General features: G+C 29.5%; 18 protein-coding genes. 12 read left to right on the top strand and 6 right to left on the bottom strand.

All coding sequences use genetic code 11. The features are described 5' to 3' along the window. Positions 1-19: 19 nt before the first annotated feature. The 4 genes from KQI86_RS04670 to KQI86_RS04655 all read left to right on the top strand — a co-directional run bounded on the left by KQI86_RS04670 (position 20) and on the right by KQI86_RS04655 (position 5,179). A complete protein-coding gene (locus KQI86_RS04670) occupies positions 20-508 on the top strand; it encodes a GNAT family N-acetyltransferase (RefSeq protein ID WP_216437976.1) in 489 nt (162 codons plus the stop codon). Positions 509-938: 430 nt separating this feature from the next. Then, positions 939-2,261: a 2-hydroxycarboxylate transporter family protein gene (locus tag KQI86_RS04665; RefSeq protein ID WP_343216137.1), complete on the top strand. Its 1,323-nt coding sequence runs from the start codon at positions 939-941 to the stop codon at positions 2,259-2,261. Between the two features lie 468 nt (positions 2,262-2,729). Then, positions 2,730-3,926, top strand: coding sequence for a hypothetical protein (locus KQI86_RS04660; protein WP_216437975.1), 1,197 nt, complete (start codon positions 2,730-2,732; stop codon positions 3,924-3,926). Between the two features lie 74 nt (positions 3,927-4,000). Then, a complete protein-coding gene (locus KQI86_RS04655; protein ID WP_216437974.1) occupies positions 4,001-5,179 on the top strand; it encodes a M20 metallopeptidase family protein in 1,179 nt (392 codons plus the stop codon). A gap of 23 nt (positions 5,180-5,202) precedes the next feature. Here the strand turns inward: KQI86_RS04655 and KQI86_RS04650 are convergent, their stop codons facing one another. After that, entirely contained in the window at positions 5,203-6,063 is an 861-nt protein-coding gene (locus tag KQI86_RS04650) for a cation diffusion facilitator family transporter (protein ID WP_216437973.1), read from the bottom strand. A 540-nt stretch (positions 6,064-6,603) separates the two neighbouring features. Between KQI86_RS04650 and KQI86_RS04645 the strand changes: the two genes are divergently transcribed. Further along, positions 6,604-6,894 carry a hypothetical protein gene (locus tag KQI86_RS04645; RefSeq protein ID WP_216437972.1) on the top strand — a complete coding sequence of 97 codons (291 nt, stop codon included), beginning with the start codon at positions 6,604-6,606 and terminating at the stop codon, positions 6,892-6,894. A gap of 633 nt (positions 6,895-7,527) precedes the next feature. Here KQI86_RS04645 and KQI86_RS04640 read toward each other — a convergent pair. Continuing rightward, entirely contained in the window at positions 7,528-7,884 is a 357-nt protein-coding gene (locus KQI86_RS04640) for a hypothetical protein (RefSeq protein ID WP_216437971.1), read from the bottom strand. A gap of 7 nt (positions 7,885-7,891) precedes the next feature. Further along, a complete protein-coding gene (locus tag KQI86_RS04635; protein ID WP_216437970.1) occupies positions 7,892-8,212 on the bottom strand; it encodes a PadR family transcriptional regulator in 321 nt (106 codons plus the stop codon). Between the two features lie 141 nt (positions 8,213-8,353). On the opposite strand from KQI86_RS04635, the gene KQI86_RS04630 reads away from it, so the two are divergent. The 3 genes from KQI86_RS04630 to brnQ all read left to right on the top strand — a co-directional run bounded on the left by KQI86_RS04630 (position 8,354) and on the right by brnQ (position 12,581). Further along, a complete protein-coding gene (locus KQI86_RS04630) occupies positions 8,354-8,785 on the top strand; it encodes a MerR family transcriptional regulator (RefSeq protein ID WP_216437969.1) in 432 nt (143 codons plus the stop codon). Positions 8,786-8,846: 61 nt separating this feature from the next. Continuing rightward, positions 8,847-11,186: an ATP-dependent DNA helicase gene (locus KQI86_RS04625; RefSeq protein WP_425514351.1), complete on the top strand. Its 2,340-nt coding sequence runs from the start codon at positions 8,847-8,849 to the stop codon at positions 11,184-11,186. 99 nt (positions 11,187-11,285) lie between these two features. Beyond that, positions 11,286-12,581, top strand: a complete 1,296-nt coding sequence (brnQ, locus tag KQI86_RS04620; protein ID WP_216437967.1) for a branched-chain amino acid transport system II carrier protein — start codon at positions 11,286-11,288, stop codon at positions 12,579-12,581. Positions 12,582-12,715: 134 nt separating this feature from the next. On the opposite strand, the gene KQI86_RS04615 is transcribed toward brnQ, so the two are convergent. Both KQI86_RS04615 and KQI86_RS04610 read right to left on the bottom strand, forming a co-directional pair. After that, complete coding sequence (locus KQI86_RS04615) at positions 12,716-13,477, bottom strand: ABC transporter permease (protein ID WP_216437966.1); 762 nt, start codon at positions 13,475-13,477, stop codon at positions 12,716-12,718. Continuing rightward, positions 13,474-14,130, bottom strand: a complete 657-nt coding sequence (locus KQI86_RS04610; protein ID WP_216437965.1) for an ABC transporter ATP-binding protein — start codon at positions 14,128-14,130, stop codon at positions 13,474-13,476. The genes KQI86_RS04615 and KQI86_RS04610 overlap by 4 nt, the downstream gene beginning before the upstream one ends. Positions 14,131-14,440: 310 nt before the next feature. On the opposite strand from KQI86_RS04610, the gene KQI86_RS04605 reads away from it, so the two are divergent. From KQI86_RS04605 to KQI86_RS04595, 3 genes are read left to right on the top strand one after another with little or no spacing between them, the layout of a single operon-like run. Further along, positions 14,441-15,337, top strand: a complete 897-nt coding sequence (locus KQI86_RS04605) for a D-alanine--D-alanine ligase (RefSeq protein WP_216437964.1) — start codon at positions 14,441-14,443, stop codon at positions 15,335-15,337. Positions 15,338-15,356: 19 nt separating this feature from the next. Continuing rightward, positions 15,357-16,799, top strand: coding sequence for an aminotransferase-like domain-containing protein (locus tag KQI86_RS04600; protein ID WP_216437963.1), 1,443 nt, complete (start codon positions 15,357-15,359; stop codon positions 16,797-16,799). 10 nt (positions 16,800-16,809) lie between these two features. Then, positions 16,810-17,538, top strand: a complete 729-nt coding sequence (locus KQI86_RS04595; protein ID WP_216437962.1) for a Crp/Fnr family transcriptional regulator — start codon at positions 16,810-16,812, stop codon at positions 17,536-17,538. Between the two features lie 463 nt (positions 17,539-18,001). Here the strand turns inward: KQI86_RS04595 and KQI86_RS04590 are convergent, their stop codons facing one another. Continuing rightward, positions 18,002-19,234 (bottom strand): FprA family A-type flavoprotein, encoded by a 1,233-nt coding sequence (locus tag KQI86_RS04590; RefSeq protein ID WP_216437961.1) that lies wholly within the window; start codon positions 19,232-19,234, stop codon positions 18,002-18,004. 167 nt (positions 19,235-19,401) lie between these two features. Between KQI86_RS04590 and ric the strand changes: the two genes are divergently transcribed. After that, the gene (ric, locus tag KQI86_RS04585) at positions 19,402-20,103 is read left to right on the top strand and encodes an iron-sulfur cluster repair di-iron protein (protein ID WP_216437960.1); all 702 of its coding nucleotides are present in this window, start codon (positions 19,402-19,404) and stop codon (positions 20,101-20,103) included. Positions 20,104-20,164: the final 61 nt, after the last annotated feature.

The raw sequence follows: 20,164 nt of genomic DNA, 5'->3' as shown, positions 1-20,164 counted from the left end.
TTTTACGAGGAGGAAGAATATGAAGAATTTTAACATCAGATTTGCTAAAGAAGAAGATACTAAATTGATTTTAAATTTTATTAATGGATTGGCAGAATATGAAGAGTTATCTAATGAAGTGGTTGCTACAGAAGAAACATTAAAAGAATCTCTTTTTATAAGAAAGGCTGCAGAAGTAATTATTGGAGAGTATGAAGGAATTCCAGTAGGGTTCGCACTATTTTTTCACAATTTCTCTACTTTTATTGGTAAGCCGGGTATTTATTTAGAAGATTTATATATAAGGCCTGAAATGAGGGGGAAAGGTTTTGGCAAAAAGATGCTTTCATTTTTAGGAAAATTAACTATTGAAAGAGATTGTGGAAGATTAGAATGGTCGTGCTTAGATTGGAATAAGCCATCTATTGACTTTTATAAAAGCATGGGATCTATACCTATGGATGAATGGACGGTATATAGGGTTACAGGAGACGCTTTAGAAAAATTAGCAGGCAATTTTATAAAGTGAAGAGTTGGAAAATGAAAATAAATAATATATGTCCTCAATATCATAAGTTTTTACAAAGATAATTTAGTTTAACAAATAGAGAGCTAAGCACGTATTGAAGTCGCTCCAAGAAAAAGTCGCTATTTCAATACATACTTAGCTCTTTTATAGTTTGAAAATGTATTTTCAAATTTATATTAAGATAAATTAGTTTCTTAAATACTTATCTTTATAATTTTATTGTTTAAAATTTAAAATGCTATGTAATGTGTCCTATGCATTTGAGCAAAGTCTATTCAATTAAAAAAGTTTTGAACATTTTTTAACTAAGTTAAATAAAAGACCAAAATGTAATATATAAACAAAATGTATTTTAAATATTCATAATATTCTATAATATAAATATAAGCATTATTATAGAATTAAAATTTAAGAAATGGGGGATTGGAAAGTGGATAATAGTGATGTGATGATAAGTAAGGATGAAAAAGTAGTTCAAAAGAAAGACTACAAAATCATGGGTTTATCTGTGCCTATGTTCTTTATTTTAGCAATTATTGTTTTATTATCAGCTTATCTTAATGTATTACCAAAAGGCATGATTGGGGCTCTTGCAGTGATGATGGTAGTTGGAGCGGTGCTGAATTTAATAGGAGATCATCTTCCTATTGTAAAGGATTACTTGGGTGGAGGGCCTATAGTTGTAATATTTGCTTCTGCTGCTTTTGTTACGTATAATATTTTTCCTAAGGGAACAGTAGATATTATTACAAATTTTATGACTAAGGAAGGTTTTTTAGATTTTTATATTGCGGCTTTGATTACTGGTAGTATACTTGGAATGAACAGAAATCTACTGATAAAAGCTGCTGTAAGATATATTCCGGCAATTTTAGGGTGTATTGTTTTTTCATTATTATTTGTTGGTATTGCAGGTGCAGTAATGGGATATGGTGTAACTGAAGCAATATTCTATATTGGAATTCCTATAATAGGTGGAGGGATGGGAGCAGGGGCTGTTCCACTTTCTAAAATTTTTGCTTCAGGGCTTAATACAGATCCAGCTCAAATGCTATCTGTTATGGTACCAGCAGTTGCACTAGGAAATGCATTTTCCATAGTAGTAGCAGGAGTTTTAGATAAAATAGGAAAAGGAAGACCAAAGTTAACTGGAAACGGAGAGATGTTAAGAGATAGTAATGCGGAAGTTATTAAAGAAGAAGAGGAAGTCTTTAAACTAGATCTTGGAATAATGGGAAATGGACTTTTGATTGCACTTACATTTTTCTGTTTGGGCTCTATCATAGCCAAGTTTATGCCAGGAATACATCAATATGCCTGGATGATTTTATCTGTAGCTGCAGCTAAAATTTTAGGACTAATTCCTAGAAAATATGAACTAGCGGCGGCTCAATGGTATCAGTTTATAGTTACTAATTTCACTTCAGCCTTATTAGTTGGTATAGGAGTAGCATATACAAATTTAGGAGAAGTTATTGCAGCATTGAGTGGTCAATACTTAGTATTAGTTATAGTTACAGTATTGGGGGCTGCATTAGGAGCGGCACTAATAGGAAGATTAGTAGGATTCTATCCAATAGAAGCTGCAATTACAGCAGGATTATGTATGGCTAACATGGGTGGAACAGGAGATGTTGCAGTTTTATCAGCAGCTAAGAGAATGTCGCTCATGCCATTTGCACAAATATCTTCCCGTATAGGCGGTGCAATGATTTTAATTATAGCCAGCACAATAATAAAAATATTTTCTTGATATATAAATTAATATTAGTCTTATAGAATATTAAAAATTACACTAAATCTCTATATGTCTCGTGACTTTAGACATATAGAGATTTTTGTTTGTTCTTAATATTTAATTGTTTTAAACAGGTTAAATTAAATATATTAGAAAAATAGTAATATTTTTAAAGTGATAGCAATTAGAAGCTAAATGATCTATATTTTCTATATTTTTATATATTGAAGGAACTAGAGGTAGATGAAGATGAGTGGAAATTGGGAATTATGCAAGAAATATTTCATAAAAATAAAAACATAATATTTTTGAAATATTTCTCTCAAATGGTTGACTAATTTTGATTTTTTGTGATAACATCTACAGTAACCTAGCTGGGCAAATATTAAAAAATAAAAATAAGATGTCTCTATATGCTTTTTAAAATAGTATATAGAGACTTTTTATAAATTTTATTTGGAAAAATTAAAAGGGGGCTTTTAGATGGATGGAATATTAGCATTCACGGTATTATTTATCATTTTTGGTGTTGGAGATTTTATATCTTCCAAGACTAAAGCTATTTGTTCAACTATGTTTGTATCTTCAACTATATTGTTGATTGGTTTTTGGGTGGGGCTACCTAAGACTATTTTCAATGATTCTATATTATTACCCTTAGGATCCATAGTTATAGCAATTTTAATAACTCATATGGGGACACTTATGAGTATTAAAGAACTTAAGAAACAGTGGAAAACAGTAGTTATTGCTGTAGGTGCAATTGCAGGTATAGCGGTTTTTGTTTATGTTGCAGGGACTCCTATTCTTGGAAGGGAATACTCTGTGGCAGCAGCTCCTCCTATAGCTGGTGGGGTAGTTGCTGGGATAATGATGGGAGAAGTAGCTAAAGCAAAGGGACTCGAAACTATTATGGTATTTACCACTCTTTTAGTTGTTGTGCAAGGATTTTTTGGATATCCAATTGCTTCTATATGTTTAAGAAAAGAGGCTAAAAGAATTTCAAGTAAATTAAAAAGTGGAGAATATGGAGAACTTAATATATCAAAGAGTGAAGTAGCCTCAACTAAGGAAAGGGAAGAGAAAAAATCTAAGTATAAAATATTCCCTGATTTCCCAAAGGAACTGCAAACATCTTCTATATTGCTAGCAAAATTAGGATTAGCTACTTTTTTGAGTTTTAAATTAGCTGCATTAACCAATGGTGTTGTAAATCAGTATGTTATGTGCTTGATTATGGGAGTTGTTTTGAAGGAAATAGGTTTTTTAGAAGGGGACATTCTCACAAAATCAAATTCTTTTGGAATAGCTATGGGAAGCATACTTACAGTTATATTTGCAAATTTAGTAAATGCAACTCCAGAAATGGTAGGTAAATTATTGTGGCCATTAGTGGTAAGTCTAACTTTAGGAACAATAGGTATAGCTTTAGCCAGCATTCCTTTAGGAAAGTTTTTAGGTATAAGCAAGGAAATGTCATTAGCCATAGGAATTACAGCTTTATTCGGCTTCCCAGGGACTTTTATTATATCTCAAGAGGTTGCCAATGCTGAGGGAAAGACTGAAGAAGAAAAACAGTTTATTCTAAACGAAATATTGCCTAAAATGCTTATAGCAGGCTTTGTAACAGTAACTATAGCATCTGTTGTTTTGGCAGGTATAATGGTAAAGATGCTTTAATTTTTAAAATTTTTGCTTTAGTAATGTATAACTGTACATTGAAATAAGATATATTGATAAAGGGGGATTCATTTATGAAAACATTAGAATTAGCTAAAAAATATTATGATTGGATGGTTGATATAAGAAGGGATTTTCACATGCACCCAGAGGCTTCTCTTAGTGAATTCAGAACTTCTAAGAGAATAAGAGAAGAGTTAGAAAAAATGGGTATTGAAGTTTATAGTCCCTGTGAGACTGGGGTATTAGGGGTTTTAAAAGGTAAGGGAGAGAGGAAGGTAGTTGCATTAAGAGCTGATATTGATGCTCTATCAGTTAATGAAGAAACGGGATTGCCTTATAGCTCAAAGACACCTGGAATGATGCATGCTTGTGGACACGATGCTCATGCGGCAATGCTATTAGGAGCTGCTAAGGTGCTGTCTGAAATGAAAGAAGAGATAAATGGGACAATTAAGTTTATATTCCAACCAGCAGAAGAAGTAGCTAAGGGTGCTAAGAATATGATAGAAGGTGGAGTACTAGAAAATCCTAAAGTAGATATGATTTTTGGTATGCATATATGGACTGATATTGTTGCGGGTCAAGGTAACATACAGGCAGGTCCTATGATGGCATCTGGAGATGTATGGAAGCTTATTATAAAGGGTAAATCTTGTCACGGATCATCACCATGGCAGGGAGTAGATGCTATTACTTGTATGACGGCTGTTTTAAACGGGCTTCATACAATTGTTACAAGAGTAAATGATATAAGAAATCCTATAGTGATAAACGTTGGTACTATTAATGCAGGGGAGAGATTTAATGTAGTTCCTGGAAGAGCTGAAATTACGGGTATGAATAGAGCTTTTACAAAAGAGAGTAGAGAAGCATTGCCAAAGTGGATGGAAGATATTATTAAGAGTACTTGTGAAGCGTATGGATGTGAATATGAATTTACCTATGATTATATATGTAGTCCAACCATTAATGATGAAAACACTGTAAAGTTTGTGAAGAAGTCTCTAGCTAAAGTTATTGGCGAAGAAAATCTTATACCTATAGAAAAAGTTATGGGATCAGAGGATTTCTCGGAATATACGGAAAGAATTCCAGGAGCATTATTGTTCCTAGGAGGAAGAAATGAAGAGAAAAAATGTTGTTACTCGCATCATTCTAATTTCTTTAATATAGATGAGGATGCACTACCTCTAGGGGCTGCTAGTTATGCTCAGGTTGCATTGGATTATATATTGAATAATATAGAGTAGGTTTTAAACCTACTCTATATCTATTAGTTAGGAATTATATATACGGAGCAATGCTTTATGTTTTCTATATTATTTTCTATGGTAGTATGAACTGTTTCTGCGATTTTATGTCCTTCCTCTATGGAGATATTCTTGTCTACACATATACCCACATCTGCGTATACTTTATTTCCAAATATTCTTGTTTTTAAACTATTTACTTTAATAACTCCTTCTATGTCTGAGCTAAGCTCTTTTATTCTATCTATTATATCGTTGCTGGCGGTATGATCTACTAATTCTTTAACAGCTTTTAGATAATATTCCACTCCTACTTTAACAATGATGATACAAACTAATATGGCAGCTATAGGGTCTAATATTTTAAAGCCCATGCGAGCGCCTAGTATACCTATGAAGGTAGCTATAGATGAGATAGCATCAGAACGATGGTGCCATGCATCTGCTTCCATAGATGTACTTTTGATTTTTCTAGCAATCATTAGAGTATACCAATATAAACATTCCTTTACGATTATAGAAGTGGCTGCCGCAATTAAAGCTATTTTTCCAGGTGAACTTAGGTTTCCTCTTATTGAGTCTACTACTCCCTTATATCCTATTGAAACCCCTGTAAATATAAGCAATAAACTAATAATCTTAGTAAATATAGATTCAAATTTCTCATGGCCATAAGGGTGATTTTCATCTGCATCTTTATTTGATATTTTTAATCCTATAATAACTACTAAGGTTGTAACTATATCAGCTAAACTATGAACTGTATCTGCAAGCATCGCTGTACTTTTACCTAATATAGCTCCAGCTAATTTTAATAATGATAATACTAGGTTTATTCCTATAGAAATCCAAGAAGCTCTGGTTCCTACTTTTACATTATCCATTCTAACACCTCTCAATTGATAATAATATGACATAATAACTATAACTACAGTATATGCTGAATACTTGAAATTGACAACGTTTATTAAAAATTAATTTAAAAATATTTTCGATGAATTTGTTTATCAATTGATAATGAAAATCCTTTTAAATCTAATAATATTCATTATTGATATTTAGTATAACTTATACATTAGTATATATGGAGATAGGAAAAACTTATTTAAAAACGCCTATATATTTTTAATTTCGCATATAAAAAAGTATTTCTGTGGAAATATTTTAGAAGCTATGAAGAAAAATAATAGAACATAGGAATAAATAGCTTAGCATTTAATAGTGGAAATAAGGAAAGTTTAAAAGAAAATATAACTTAATTACTAGGGCATCAGGAATTGATTCATTTTATATCTAGAAATGCAAGAAAATATGCAAATCTGATTAGCTTTAATTTTTTAAGCAAATGTTAAGAATTTAGTAAGGTTATAGTAAGAAATATTTCTTATAATGTAGTTATAAAGTTAACCAAGGGGGAATATATTGTGATAAACTTACTTTTATTTCTCTTATTTGCCTTAATTATCACAGTTACATTTGAGTGCTTTGTTGGAGATATATACTTTAACAATGGATGCAGAAAACACTACTATAGAATATTGAAAAGTATTTATAATATGTTAATTATAATATTTATTTTCCTTCATAGAAATTACATATTATCAATGAAGGGCTTGAGTGGAGTATTATTTTTTAGCTGTGGAGCAATTGCTTTAGTTAATATTTTTTATATAGCTAAAGATACAAAGGTATTGAAAGAGGAAGATGCATTATAATGAATGAGGAATAAAATATTATACATAAAAAAAGACATGCAATATTACACTGCATGTCTTTTTAGCTTTATAAATCTAAAGGCTAAAATAACAATCAACAGAAGACCTATATTCGGAATGAATACATTATTATTTATGATTAGATAAAATATATTTTTTGATACATTCGTTATATCGGTTCCTATAATGTTAATTAATATTTTACTTAATAAATAAAAACGATTGGGAATTAATGAATAAAGTATAGTTAATATTATGGATATATAAAATAAAATCGTCATTCCTAAATTCCAATCATATATATTTTTTTTATTCATAAAGATTTTTGTATTTGTATACTTGGTCACAACTATTGAAATAATAGTAAATATTATAAAGCTTAGTAAGTATGAAACGTTAAAAGCGTATGAAGATTTAAATAACCAAGAAGCTTCAAAAGTTCTCCCTGTAGTAGATGATACAAATAATGAGAAAAATACGATGAAAATTTTTTCTAATATAAAAAACATTGAATTACAGATAATTATGTTCTTTACAATATTATCAATATTATTTAATTTCATGTTAATGTATAAAAAAGATGTTAATACAACTAAGAATGATAATGTATATATAAATATCATAGAGATACCATTAGATACCATTAGATACCATAGGTGCTGGAGTATTACTAAATAGTAATGAGTCTAAATAAATAAAAATTACATATACAAAAAACATATTAATAAGACATTTAACTTTATGTCTGATTGAAAAAGAAGAATATTTATTTTTAGATGGTAAAGAGTCCTTTATTTCTGCTATACCATGCATTCCAAAATCTGATATTGAACGAGATATAGCCTCTCTTTCGCAATATCCCTTTTCTATATATTCTTCTTTAAGTAGCATTAGATGATCATAAAATTCAAATTTTAATTCCTCCTTATCATGATCATTTATACCACTATTTTCAAGTATTTTATTTATAAAGATTTCAAAATCATTCATATTGTGTCTATACCTCCTTAAATATCTTTATTAAAGATGTGATTTTATCCCATTCTAACAATTTTGTCATCAAAGTTTCCTTTCCCTTCGGTGTAATTTTGTAGTATTTTCTTTTATTAGAGGGTGTATAATTTTGCCAATAGGATTGTATCAATTCTTTTTCTTCTAATCTTTTTAGCGCTGGATATAAAGTACCTTCTCCCATAATATATAATCCATTACTCTTTTCTTTTATATTTTTTGCAATTTCATAACCATATGTATCTTGCTTTTGTACTAATAATAGTATGAGTATGTCAATGCTACCTTTTAAAATTTCTTTATCCAATCATAAACCACCTTTTCATTATTATATCTAAATATTACCATAAAGTACATCGTATTACAAGGTATAAATTAATAAGTAATTATAATTTTTATATGGTATAATTATATGTAATATATTGGTATATAAGGGGATGTGAGGAATATGAAAGACATGAAAGAAAAAATAATATATTGTTTGTTGGGGTTTTCCATAGTATTAAACATCTATACTATAAATTTAGTCTTAAACCTTAGAGATAACATGGCAAATAGTTTATCTGATTTAAGCTGGCAGATGAGGAATACGCAAAATAATGTAAGTGAAATAAATAATTCATTAAATGGAATGGAGAGAGAAGTTGATGAATACATAACAAAGGACAAGAGGGCTAAAGGTGTTATGTCTAGTTATGAATTGGCACAATATTTAAATATTCCAGTAGAGAAGGTTTGGAGAATAATAGAAGATAAAGAATCTAAAATACCCTATGTTGTAATAGATCTTGACTATAGGTTTTCTAAGGAAGCCATAGATAAATGGTTGGTTTCAGTAAAACATATAGATACTTATAAAGATATTCTCACATCTCAATAGATGGGAGAATATTTTTTATCCGATGATATGATATAATAGAACTAATTTTGATAAAAGGCTGATGATTATGAGTAAAGAATTTAAGATTTCAGTAAGAAATTTAGTGGAATTTATAATGAGATCTGGTGATATAGATTCTACTTTTATAGGAAATAGTAGAGCTCTAGAAGGAACTAGGGTGCACCAGAAAATACAAAAGAATAAAGGGGAAAACTATAGAGCGGAGGTTTCTTTAAAATATATCTTCGCTTATAAAGATGCCATTATAAGTGTAGAAGGAAGGGCTGATGGCATTATTGAAGAGGATGGGGAAGTAATAATCGATGAGATTAAGAGTACTACAAGAGATTTAGAAAGCATAGAAGAAAATTACAATCCACTTCATATGGCTCAAGTAAAATGTTATGCATACATATATGGAAAGGAAAATAATCTAGAGAGTTTAAAGGTTCAACTTACCTATTGTAATGTAGAAACAAAGGAGATAAAAAATATAATTGAAGAATACTCCTTAATAGAGTTGGAAGAATTTCTCTATGATTTGTTGGATAAGTACTATGTATGGATTCAATTTGAAAAAGAATGGCGTGAATTGAGAGATTCTAGCATAAAAGCCTTATCTTTTCCCTTTACTGAGTATAGAAAGGGTCAAAGGGAGTTAGCAGTAGCAGTATATAGAACTATACAAAATAAAAGAAATATTTTTCTTCAGGCACCCACAGGCGTGGGTAAAACCATATCCACAATATTTCCTACCATAAAAGCTATGGGGGAAGGGTTGGTGCATAAGATGTTTTATTTAACAGCTAAAAATATAACTTCTTCTGTAGCCTTAGAAGGTATTAAATTAATGAATGAAAAAGGATTATCTCTAAAAACCTTAGCTATTACAGCCAAAGATAAAATTTGTTTTAAAGAAAAAACTATATGTAATGGGGAGCAGTGTGAATATGCTAGAGGTCATTATGATAGAGTAAATGAGGCCATATTAGATATATTAGAAAATGAAGATTTAATAGATAGAGAAAACATCCAACTTTATGCTGAAAAGCATAAGGTTTGCCCTTTTGAGTTTTCTTTAGATGTGTCTTTATGGGCAGATATGATTATATGTGATTATAATTATGTATTTGATCCTAGGGTATATTTAAAAAGATTTTTTGATAGTAAGAAAGAAGATTTTATATTTTTAATCGATGAAGCACATAACTTAGTAGATAGAGGGAGAGATATGTTTTCTGCCTCATTGAATAAAGAGGATTTTCTTAAAGGGAAAAAGATTACCAATGAAGTTGGGAAAAAATTATATAAAAAACTGGATAAAATTAATTCATACTTTTTAGAACTAGGAAAGAAATGTGACGAAAAGGGATATTTAATATTAAAAGAAGATCCTTTAGAGATAGCTTCCATGATAAGAAGTACAGTGGAAGAAATGGAGAAATGGTTAAAAATTAAGGATAACTCAGAAGAATATGAGCATATTTTAAAATTATATTTTGACTGTTTAGCTTTTATAAGAATAAGCGAACTATATGATGAAAATTTCATGGTTTTTTCAAAAAAGCAAGGAAAAAATATAGTATTAACTTTGTTTTGTTTAGACCCATCTAGACTTTTGAGGGAGGGTATAGAAAGAGGAAAGACTGGAGTTTTCTTCTCCGCCACATTAACTCCAATAAATTACTTTATGGATGTATTAGGAGGAGATAAGGAAGATTATATAGTTAGAATACCATCTCCTTTTGATCCTAGTAAAAGAAAAATAATTATTGCAGGAAATGTATCTACTAGATATAAACATAGAGATATTAGTGTAGATAAAATTATAGAGTATATTAAAGTTTTTATTGGATCCAAAAAAGGAAATTATTTAGTGTTTTTTCCTTCTTATACTTACATGGAAAAGGTCCTTGAAAAGTTCAAAGAATACGATGAGGAGATAGATATTCTTTCTCAAAATTCAATAATGAATGAGAAAGAAAGGGAGGAATTTTTAAATAAATTTCAACAAAATCCAGAGAGAACAATGATTGCATTTACAGTGCTTGGAGGAGTATTTTCTGAGGGGATAGACCTAAAGGGGGAAAGGTTATCGGGAGCAATAATTATAGGAGTGGGGCTTCCTCAAATATGTTTTGAGAGAGATATAATAATGAATTATTTTAATGCATCTAACGGAAATGGGTATGAATACTCTTATGTATACCCAGGAATGAATAAAGTTCTTCAAGCTGGAGGAAGGGTTATAAGAACAGAAGAGGATAGAGGAGCTATTTTATTGATAGATGATAGATTTATAACTAAAACTTACAAATATTTATTTCCTAGGGAATGGAGAGATAATATTGTAGTATATAGCCCCAAAGATTTAGAGAAGATATTATTAAATTTTTGGTGAGATTGTGATTTTTTATGTTGACAAATTTAATAAATTTAAAATATACTAAACACTAATAAATAAAATCACGAAATAATTTTCTAAAAAGGGGGCATATTTATGAAAAATAGTAGAAAGGATTTATTCGTAATAGGGTTTGCACTATTCGCCATGTTTTTTGGTGCAGGAAACCTTATTTTTCCTCCATATTTGGGGAATATGGTAGGAAGCAAATTTGCAATGGCAACTATAGGCTTTGTTATAGCAGGGGCAGGAATGCCTTTTTTATCTATATTGGCCTGTAGTAAGACTAATGGTAATTTTGAAGACATGGCAGGAAAGGTGAGCAGAAGGTTTGCTATAATATGCTCTGTAGCCATATTTTTAGCTATAGGTCCTATGCTTGCAATACCGAGAACTGCGGCTACTACACATGAATTAACAATTCAGCCGTTATTTCCATTCATACCATCATTTTTATCTATGATATTATACTTTGCATTAAATCTATGCTTTGTTTTAAGACCATCAAAGGCCATAGATTATATAGGGAAGTTTTTAACACCAGCATTGTTGATTACTTTAATGCTTTTAATAATTAAAGGAATTATATCACCTATTGGTGAGATTGTAGATAGGAATGCTACATCAGTTTTTTCAAGCTCTTTAATAGAAGGGTATCAAACCATGGATGCTCTAGCAGGCTTGATGTTTGCAACTGTAGTGACTAATTCTTTAAAAGAGAAAGGTTATACGGGAAAAGATGGAACAATCATGACTATTAAGGCAGGATTAATAGCTATTATTGGACTAGCTTTAGTATATGGAGGATTAACGTATTTAGGAGCGCAAACTAGCTCTATTTATTCTAGTGGAGATATTTCTAAAACTGCATTATTACTTCAAATATCCGAAAGAACCTTTGGAAAATATGGAAGTACATTAGTTGGAATTGCAATGGGACTAGCTTGCTTTACCACTTCTGTTGGACTTATTACAGCAGGATCTACTTTCTTTAGAGATATATCTAATGGAAAGTTATCTTACAATATGAATGCTATAATAATTTCTTTAGCTAGTATTATAATTGGAACCTTTGGAGTTGATGAAATAGTTAAAATATCTGTACCTATATTAAGTATTCTGTATCCTGTTGCTATAACTTTAACTCTAATAACTCTAACTAAAAATTTATCCCATAATAAAGTTGTTATAAAAAATGCTGTATATACTTCTTTGTTTTTCAGTATAATTGAAACCTTACCTTCTATGGGAATAGACTTTGCTAAAAGTTTTGTTGAGATATTACCACTATCTAAACTTGGGTTTGGTTGGGTAATTCCTACTGTTTTAGTTTTAGTAATTAGTTTGATTTTTAGTAGAAAGCAGCAGCTATCTCTCACTGAAAATATATAATTTAATTTTGAAAGTATAGATTTAAAATAAAAGCAGAGGCATATAGTGAAAGGAACACCTTTTTTAAGGAAGATCACTATGTACCTCTGTTTTCTACTTAGGATGTAGATTATATTTTGTAAAAAGGCTTTTCTTTATAGAAGTTGTTTTCTCTCATTAAAAAATCCTTTATATGCTAAATAACATGCTAAGTAGGAAGATATAGAAGTTGTAGATAATATCATGAATGTAACCATTAATTGATATTTTATCGCTTGAACTGGTGGAGTACCTGCTAGTATCAACCCTGTCATCATTCCAGGTAAGGAAACTATACCTAGAGTTTTCATTGAGTCTATCATAGGAAGCATTCCCGTTTTTATAGAATCTCTTATAATTTCCACAGAAGATGATTTTATATCAGCTCCTAAGGATAGTTTTATTTCAATCTCATCTCTTTTGCTTTTAAAGTTGGTTAAAAGTTGCTTGTAACAAAGTCCTAGAGATATCATGGCGTTTGTAATTACCATACCACCTACTGGGATTATTTGACTAGGTTCGTATTTTATACTTCCAGCTAGTACTAATATTATTAAAGTTATGAAGGTACCTAATGATATAGAAATAAAGGAAATTATGTATTTAGATTTTATTCCATTTCCTCTCTTACCTGCATTATAAGAAGCATTTACTATCATGAATAGAAGTAATAAAGATGTATAAATGGGATTTTTAATGCTAAATATTAAATCTAATAGATAGCCGATGAATATAAGTTGGATAATTGCTCTTATTACACCGATTAAGGTTTCTTTTTCTAAATCTAATTTTTCTTTATAGGAAAAAAATAAAGATATAATTATTAAACATGAGCTGAATAATAAAGAGTAAGTATTCATATTAACTGAGTTATTCATTTTAAAACCTCCAAGGATTTTACTTTTCCATCCTCTATTGTTAAGAGTTTGTTTGCATATTTAACACTTTGTTCCTTATTGTGGGTTATCCATAGAATAGTAGTGCCTGCGTTGTTTAATTTGTAAATAATATTTTCAATTATAAGGGTATTTTCGCTATCTAAAGCTGAAGTTATTTCATCAAGAAGCAGTATATTTGATGGAAAAATTAAGTTTCGCATTAAAGCTATCCTTTGTTTTTCACCACCGGAGAGATTTGTTATTTTTTCATCTAATATTTTTTTATGTAAATTGAACAAATCACATAAATACTCTGCTCTTTTTATATCAAATTTTTTATTTCTTATTTCATAAGGAAAGTGTAGATTGTCTATCACCTTATCTCCGAATAAATAAGGAGTTTGAAAACAGTAGCTAATCTCTTTCCTAAGCTCAATTGGATTGTAACTTAACATATCCTTTCCTTTATATGATATACTTCCACTACTAGGACTTATCAAATTATTGCATAATTTTAAAAATGTGCTTTTCCCGCTACCGGAGGGGCCTACTATGGAAATATAATCTCCTTCTTCTATGTGTGCATTTATATTTTTTAATATATTTTTCCCGTGATTTTCATAGGAAACTTTTGAAAAATTTAACATAATCATAACCTCCACTAAATTTCTTTAAAAAGATCTCTAGTATTTATCCGATACTACCATTAGTAATAATCCCATCACACTGTTTTATAAGCAAACTCCATCTAAAGCTAAAAATTACTTTATTTTATTTATATAATAAACATACTATTTTCTATATGAAAACAATACTATTATTATATAATTTTAATGCAAAAGAAATCAATAAAATTTCTATGGTAAGCCACCATACTTTTAAATTAAAGAGAGGGTGGTTCTTTCATTTTTAGAGTTAAATGAATAGAATATAATTGATGTAGTATGTTAGGAGGTTTTTTATATGCAAATCGGTGTAGTTATGGGAGGAATTTCCTCAGAAACAGAAATATCATACCTAACAGGAAAGCATATTATTGATAGTTTAGATAAGGATAAATATGAGGTTTTACCTATTCCTATAAATACTAAATATGAATTAATCGATAGAGTTAAGTGTTTAGAGTTTGCTTTTATAGCTCTCCACGGTAGTTTTGGAGAAGATGGTAAAGTTCAGGCTATTTTAGAGAGCATGGATGTGCCTTACTCTGGGTCAGGAGTATTATCAAGTGCTCTTTGTATGGATAAAAATACTTGTAAAAAAGTATTTATAGCAGATAGAATAAAGACTCCTAAGTGGATTATGATAAAAAAAGTTGAGGAAATAGATTTCCAAGAAGTAGATAGGATCGGTTTCCCACTGATTGTTAAACCTAATAGCGGAGGATCCAGCATAGGAATTGCTTTAGTTTATAATAAAGAAGAACTGATTAATGCTGTGAAAGAAGCATTAAAGTATGACGAAGAAGTAATGGTAGAAGAATATATAAATGGGGAAGAAATAACTTGCTGTATGTTAGATGGTGAATTGTTACCTATACTATCTATTAAACATGATAAGGAGTTTTTTGATTACTCTTCAAAGTATGATGATGATGGTGCTGAAGAAAAACCAGTTGAGCTTTCAAAAGAGATATATAGCAAAGTGGAGAAAGCTTGTAAAATATGTTGGAACAGTTTTAAGTTGAGTGTTTATGCTAGAATTGATATGATTATAAGAGAAGATGATGTTTACGTATTAGAAATAAACACTTTACCGGGTATGACTAAAAATAGTCTTTTTCCCAAAAGTGCTAAAGCCTTTGGATTAAGCTTTAGTGAATTATTAGATAGGATAATAGAATCATCTTTGAAAAAGTGATTAGCTTTGAGGTGAATATATGTTTCATAATATAAAATTGGAGCAAGGGGAAACAGCCTATGGTCAAATATATAGCTATATAAAGGAAATGATTGAAAATGGAATGTTACCAGGAGGTAGCAAGCTTCCTTCCACAAGAGAAATGGCTACAATTATGAAAGTGAGCAGAAATACTATAATAAAAGTCTATGAAATGCTTGAAGATAGTTTTCTTGTTTACACTGAAAAGGGGAAGGGAACCTTTGTATCTAAGGTGGATATTAATAAAAATAAAGAGTGGCATATAAACTGGAGCGAAAAGATAAATGAGTTTGGAAAGAAAGCTGAAGCTTTAGATATAATGAAACATGAGCAATTATATAAAAGAGGTATGATTTCCTTTAGAAGTATAGCTCCTGACGAAAGCTTATTTGATGTTGAAGAATTAAAAAGAGCTTTTTTAAATAGAGTTGCTCTTGAAGGAGAAAAAATATTAAATTATGGTTATGCAAGAGGATATAAATATCTTATTGAGTATTTAATGAAGTATATGGAAGAAAAGGGAGTTAACACAAAGAATAAGGAAATACTAATTACTAATGGATTTACAGAAGGATTTGATATAGTGTTATCTTCTTTAACTAGTAAGGGTGACAAAATATTGTGTGAGAATCCAACCCATAATACTGCAATTAAATTGATGAGATTGTATGGATTAGACATTATAGGTTTGGACATAAATGAAAATGGTATAGATTTGGATAGTTTAGATAAAAAGTTAAATGATGATATAAAATTAGCTTATATAATACCATCTTATCACAATCCCACAGGTATGGTTATGCCTTTTGAAGGAAGGGAAAAGCTCTACAATAAATTAAAAGAGCATAAAGTTCCAATAGTTGAAGATGGGTTTAATGAAGAATTACAATATCTAGGCACTCACATAGCTCCATTAGCTGCTATAAGTGGTGAAGAGAATTCTGTTATTTATATTGGAAGTTTATCAAAAATATTATTTCCGGGTATGAGAATAGGATGGATATTTGCAGACAAAGAATTAATAGACATTTTTGAAAGTGTAAAAAGAAGTAAAAATATACACACTTCCTTTCTAGATCAAGCTATATTATATGAATATATGAATAGTGGTTCTTTTGAAAAGTATGTAAAAAAGGTTAGAAACATTTATAAAGAGAAGTATGAATTAGCTAAAAGCCTTTCAGAAGCCTATATTCCAAATGAGTACGTACTTGGAAATGGAGGACTTCATATATTTGTTAAGTTAAAAGATGTAGATGCAAGAGTGCTTTTAGATAGATGCCTTAAAAGAGGAGTAATATTTACTCCAGGGGATATATTTTATACAGATGGGGGAGGAAAAAACACCTTAAGAATAGGTTTCTCGAGAAATTCCTTAGAAGAAATAAAAGAAGGAATAAAGATAATAGGAGAAGAAGCATACCTAATTAGAGGAAGGTGATTTATAGACTATGAAAGAAAATAATAAACCAATCTGCTCAACTTGTAGTTGTGGTGGTTGCCACGAAAAGTACTGTGCATCGAAAGTATTCATATTTTCAACTCTTAAAGAAGAGCAGTTTAAAGAAATATCAAAATTAATTGTTACTAGAAGGTATAAAAAGGGAGAAAGCATATTTTTTGAAGACGACTTATGGGATAGGCTTTATATTATAAATAAAGGAAAGATAAAGGTATTTAAATACACAAAGGAAGGTAAGGAACAAATACTTTATCTGCTTTCAGAGGGAGATTCCATAGGAGAATTGAATCTTTTAAAGAGAGGAAAATTTGAATTTAACGGTGAGGCTCTAGAAGACACTTCAATTTGTACTTTAAGCAAGGAGGATTTTGACAAGATTTTAATAAACAATCCTGGTATAACTCTTAAAATATTAGAAAAAGTTCACGATAGAGTGGTAAATCTAGAAAATTTAGTTCAAATGCTTAGTACAAAGGATATCGAAACTAGAATAGGAAATTTGCTATTAAATCTTATAGAGAATTTCGGAACAAAGCATGATGAAGATATAATTCTAGATTTGCCTATTAATAGAGAGGATATGGGTAACTTCGCTGGCATAACTAGAGAGACGGTGAGCAGAACTCTCTCAGCCATGGAAGAAGCGGGAGTAATAGATATAGTAGGCAATAAGAAAATTATCATAAAGGATATAGAATACCTTAAGAGCCTGATTTAAGTGTACACCTAAGAATATGATTCATATGAACCTATGAAAAACTAAATTATCTTTGTAGGAGCTTATAAATGTAAAACTAATTTATGAGTGCAACAAATAAAAAATGCTATATAATGCTTCTTATGCTAATTCGCTGCAATAAGAACTTCTAAAATTTATTTTATAAAAATCCCTAATGCTGACAAACTCCCTTCGCTCAAACATGTGCAGCATCTTAACGATATTTTTCTAAAATAAATTAAGAATTTCTAGATTTTGCTCAAATGCATAGTCCACATTACATAGCATTTTTTTAAAGTTTTGTACAATGAAATTTTAAAATAAATATTTGAAAAGATAATTTGTCACAATCTAATTCTGAACACATATTTGTAAACTATAAAAGAGCTAAGTATGTAATGAAATAGCGACTTCTTCTGGAGCGGCTTCATTACGTACTTAGCTCTCTATTTGTTAAATTAAATTATTTTAATAAAAGTTCTCCTAGTATTCTACCGGTTTTTATAGATAATTTTTTTCCTTCGTTATCATTATAAAATCTAACTCTTAAAGGAAGTTTTATTGAATTATCACTAGTAACTTTTATTATATAAGATGTATCAAATACTTTACCATTGCTATTTTTTAAATAGTCATTTATTATTTCAATAGCTTCTCCACTCCAGCCATAAGAACCAAAGGCAGCTAAGTATTTGTCTGATAAATCTAATTTTATTATCTCTTTAAGTATTTCTTCTGTATTACCTATCATATCTCCATATTTTGTAGAGCTTCCTATAAGGATTAAATCTGATTCTATAACCTTTTCTTTAATTTCCTCAAAGGATAAGGATTTTAAATTTAACACTGTGGTATCTATATTTGAATCTCTTAAACCTTCACTTATATTTCCGCCAATTTTTCCAGTATTTCCAGTCATAGAGTTATATAATATCAATGCTTTTTTACTTAGATTTTCAGTAGGAATGTCGCTCATATTGTCATATAATTTAATATATTTTTCAACATTTTTTCTAAGTATAAAACCATGAGAAGGGGCTATTATTTCTATTTCTAAGTTCTTAATTTTACCTATCATGTCTTTAACGTAGTTTCTGTGAGGACTCATAATAAGTTTGTAATAAACCTTAAAATCTTCATCTATATCATCTTTTGATAAATCGTTGAACAAATCATAAGTAGCTATATGAGAACTAAATATATCACAAGGGAATAAAATTTTATCTTCTAAAGCATAAGTTATCATAGTTTCTTCAGTATGAAGATAAGGAGTTTCCAAGAACTTTAGGGTTTTTCCTCCTATATCTAGGCTATCCCCATCCTTAATTATTAAGTAATTTTTATCATAAAATTTAAACATTCCATTTAATAATTCCTGAGCCTTTGCATTAGTTACAATAGTAGCATTTGGAGCTTTATTTAGTAAAGCTGGCAAGGCTCCTGCGTGATCAGGCTCCACATGATTAATTACTATATATTTCAAGTCTTCTAGATTAATATGCTCTTTGAGATTTTCTACAAACTCTCTAGAATACATTATATCAACTGTATCTATAATAGTTGGCTTTTCAGTTTTTAATAAGTAAGAGTTATAGGTAGTGCCTTTTTCTAGAATCAGCCTATGAAAAGGAACCTTTCTATCATCAATTTTTCCAATCCAATATATATTATCTTTTAAAAGTAAATTATTTTTCATTTTAACACCTCTTCTAAAATTTATTTTTTGTTTAATTTAATGATACAACTGATTTTCCATACAATATGTGATTAGAATCAATTTTAAAATTGATTCTAATCACATATTAGTTTTCCTATATTGACTATAATGAAGACATAAAATATAAATTTATGGAGGTATGAATAATGAATAAAGTTTTCAAAAGTTCACATAAAATAGGAGATATAGTTGTTAAGTTTCCCAAAGCTATGGATGTATTTAGAAGGCATGGTATTGACTTTTGTTGCGGAGGTAATAGACCTTTAATAGATGCGATAAAAGAGGATAATTTAAATGAAGAAGAAGTTTTAAAAGATCTTCTTGATGAATATGAGAAGATTGATTCTCTTATAAAGGAAGAAGTGGATTGGTTAAATATAAGCTACAACGATTTGATAGACTATATTGTAAATAAGCATCATGGATTTCTAAATGAAGAACTTCCAATAGTAAGTGAATTGACTACAAAAATATTAAGGGTGCATGGAGAAAATCATCCTGAATTAAGTAAGGTATATAAGTTATTTCATAATTTAAAAATGGAATTAGAGGAGCACTTAATAAAAGAAGAGGAAATAGTATTTCCACTAATTAAAAAATATGAAAAGGAAGGTTCAAAGGAAGCTTTGGATAACGCAATAAAAATAATAGAAGAACTTGAAGCAGAGCATACTGGAGCAGGAGATATATTAAAGGAATTAAGAAAAATTACTCATAATTATGAAGTTCCAAAGGACGGATGTAACACTTATAAATACACTTATGACAAGCTTCAAGAAATTGAATTAGATTTATTTAATCACATTCATTTAGAAAATAATATAATGTTTCCAAGGCTTAAAAAATAAAAGAGGCAATTTAGCCTCTTTTATTTTTGCACATTTTTGTATATTATAATTTTGGTTAGAA

The organism is Clostridium mobile (assembly GCF_018918285.1).
In the GTDB taxonomy this organism is placed as follows: Bacteria; Bacillota; Clostridia; order Clostridiales; family Clostridiaceae; genus Clostridium_AW; species Clostridium_AW mobile.
This window is presented reverse-complemented; position numbering and strand designations above follow the sequence as displayed.

Bases quoted from the DNA above. Each gene is read 5' to 3' on its own strand.
- KQI86_RS04630 (WP_216437969.1), top strand. From the start codon at position 8,354: ATGAAAGACATGAAAGAAAAAATAATATATTGTTTGTTGGGGTTTTCC.
- KQI86_RS04615 (WP_216437966.1), bottom strand. From the start codon at position 13,477: ATGAATAACTCAGTTAATATGAATACTTACTCTTTATTATTCAGCTCA.
- KQI86_RS04650 (WP_216437973.1), bottom strand. From the start codon at position 6,063: ATGGATAATGTAAAAGTAGGAACCAGAGCTTCTTGGATTTCTATAGGA.
- KQI86_RS04655 (WP_216437974.1), top strand. From the start codon at position 4,001: ATGAAAACATTAGAATTAGCTAAAAAATATTATGATTGGATGGTTGAT.
- KQI86_RS04670 (WP_216437976.1), top strand. From the start codon at position 20: ATGAAGAATTTTAACATCAGATTTGCTAAAGAAGAAGATACTAAATTG.
- KQI86_RS04595 (WP_216437962.1), top strand. From the start codon at position 16,810: ATGAAAGAAAATAATAAACCAATCTGCTCAACTTGTAGTTGTGGTGGT.
- brnQ (WP_216437967.1), top strand. From the start codon at position 11,286: ATGAAAAATAGTAGAAAGGATTTATTCGTAATAGGGTTTGCACTATTC.
- KQI86_RS04610 (WP_216437965.1), bottom strand. From the start codon at position 14,130: ATGATTATGTTAAATTTTTCAAAAGTTTCCTATGAAAATCACGGGAAA.
- KQI86_RS04590 (WP_216437961.1), bottom strand. From the start codon at position 19,234: ATGAAAAATAATTTACTTTTAAAAGATAATATATATTGGATTGGAAAA.
- ric (WP_216437960.1), top strand. From the start codon at position 19,402: ATGAATAAAGTTTTCAAAAGTTCACATAAAATAGGAGATATAGTTGTT.
- KQI86_RS04660 (WP_216437975.1), top strand. From the start codon at position 2,730: ATGGATGGAATATTAGCATTCACGGTATTATTTATCATTTTTGGTGTT.
- KQI86_RS04605 (WP_216437964.1), top strand. From the start codon at position 14,441: ATGCAAATCGGTGTAGTTATGGGAGGAATTTCCTCAGAAACAGAAATA.
- KQI86_RS04625 (WP_425514351.1), top strand. From the start codon at position 8,847: ATGATTATGAGTAAAGAATTTAAGATTTCAGTAAGAAATTTAGTGGAA.
- KQI86_RS04600 (WP_216437963.1), top strand. From the start codon at position 15,357: ATGTTTCATAATATAAAATTGGAGCAAGGGGAAACAGCCTATGGTCAA.
- KQI86_RS04640 (WP_216437971.1), bottom strand. From the start codon at position 7,884: ATGAATGATTTTGAAATCTTTATAAATAAAATACTTGAAAATAGTGGT.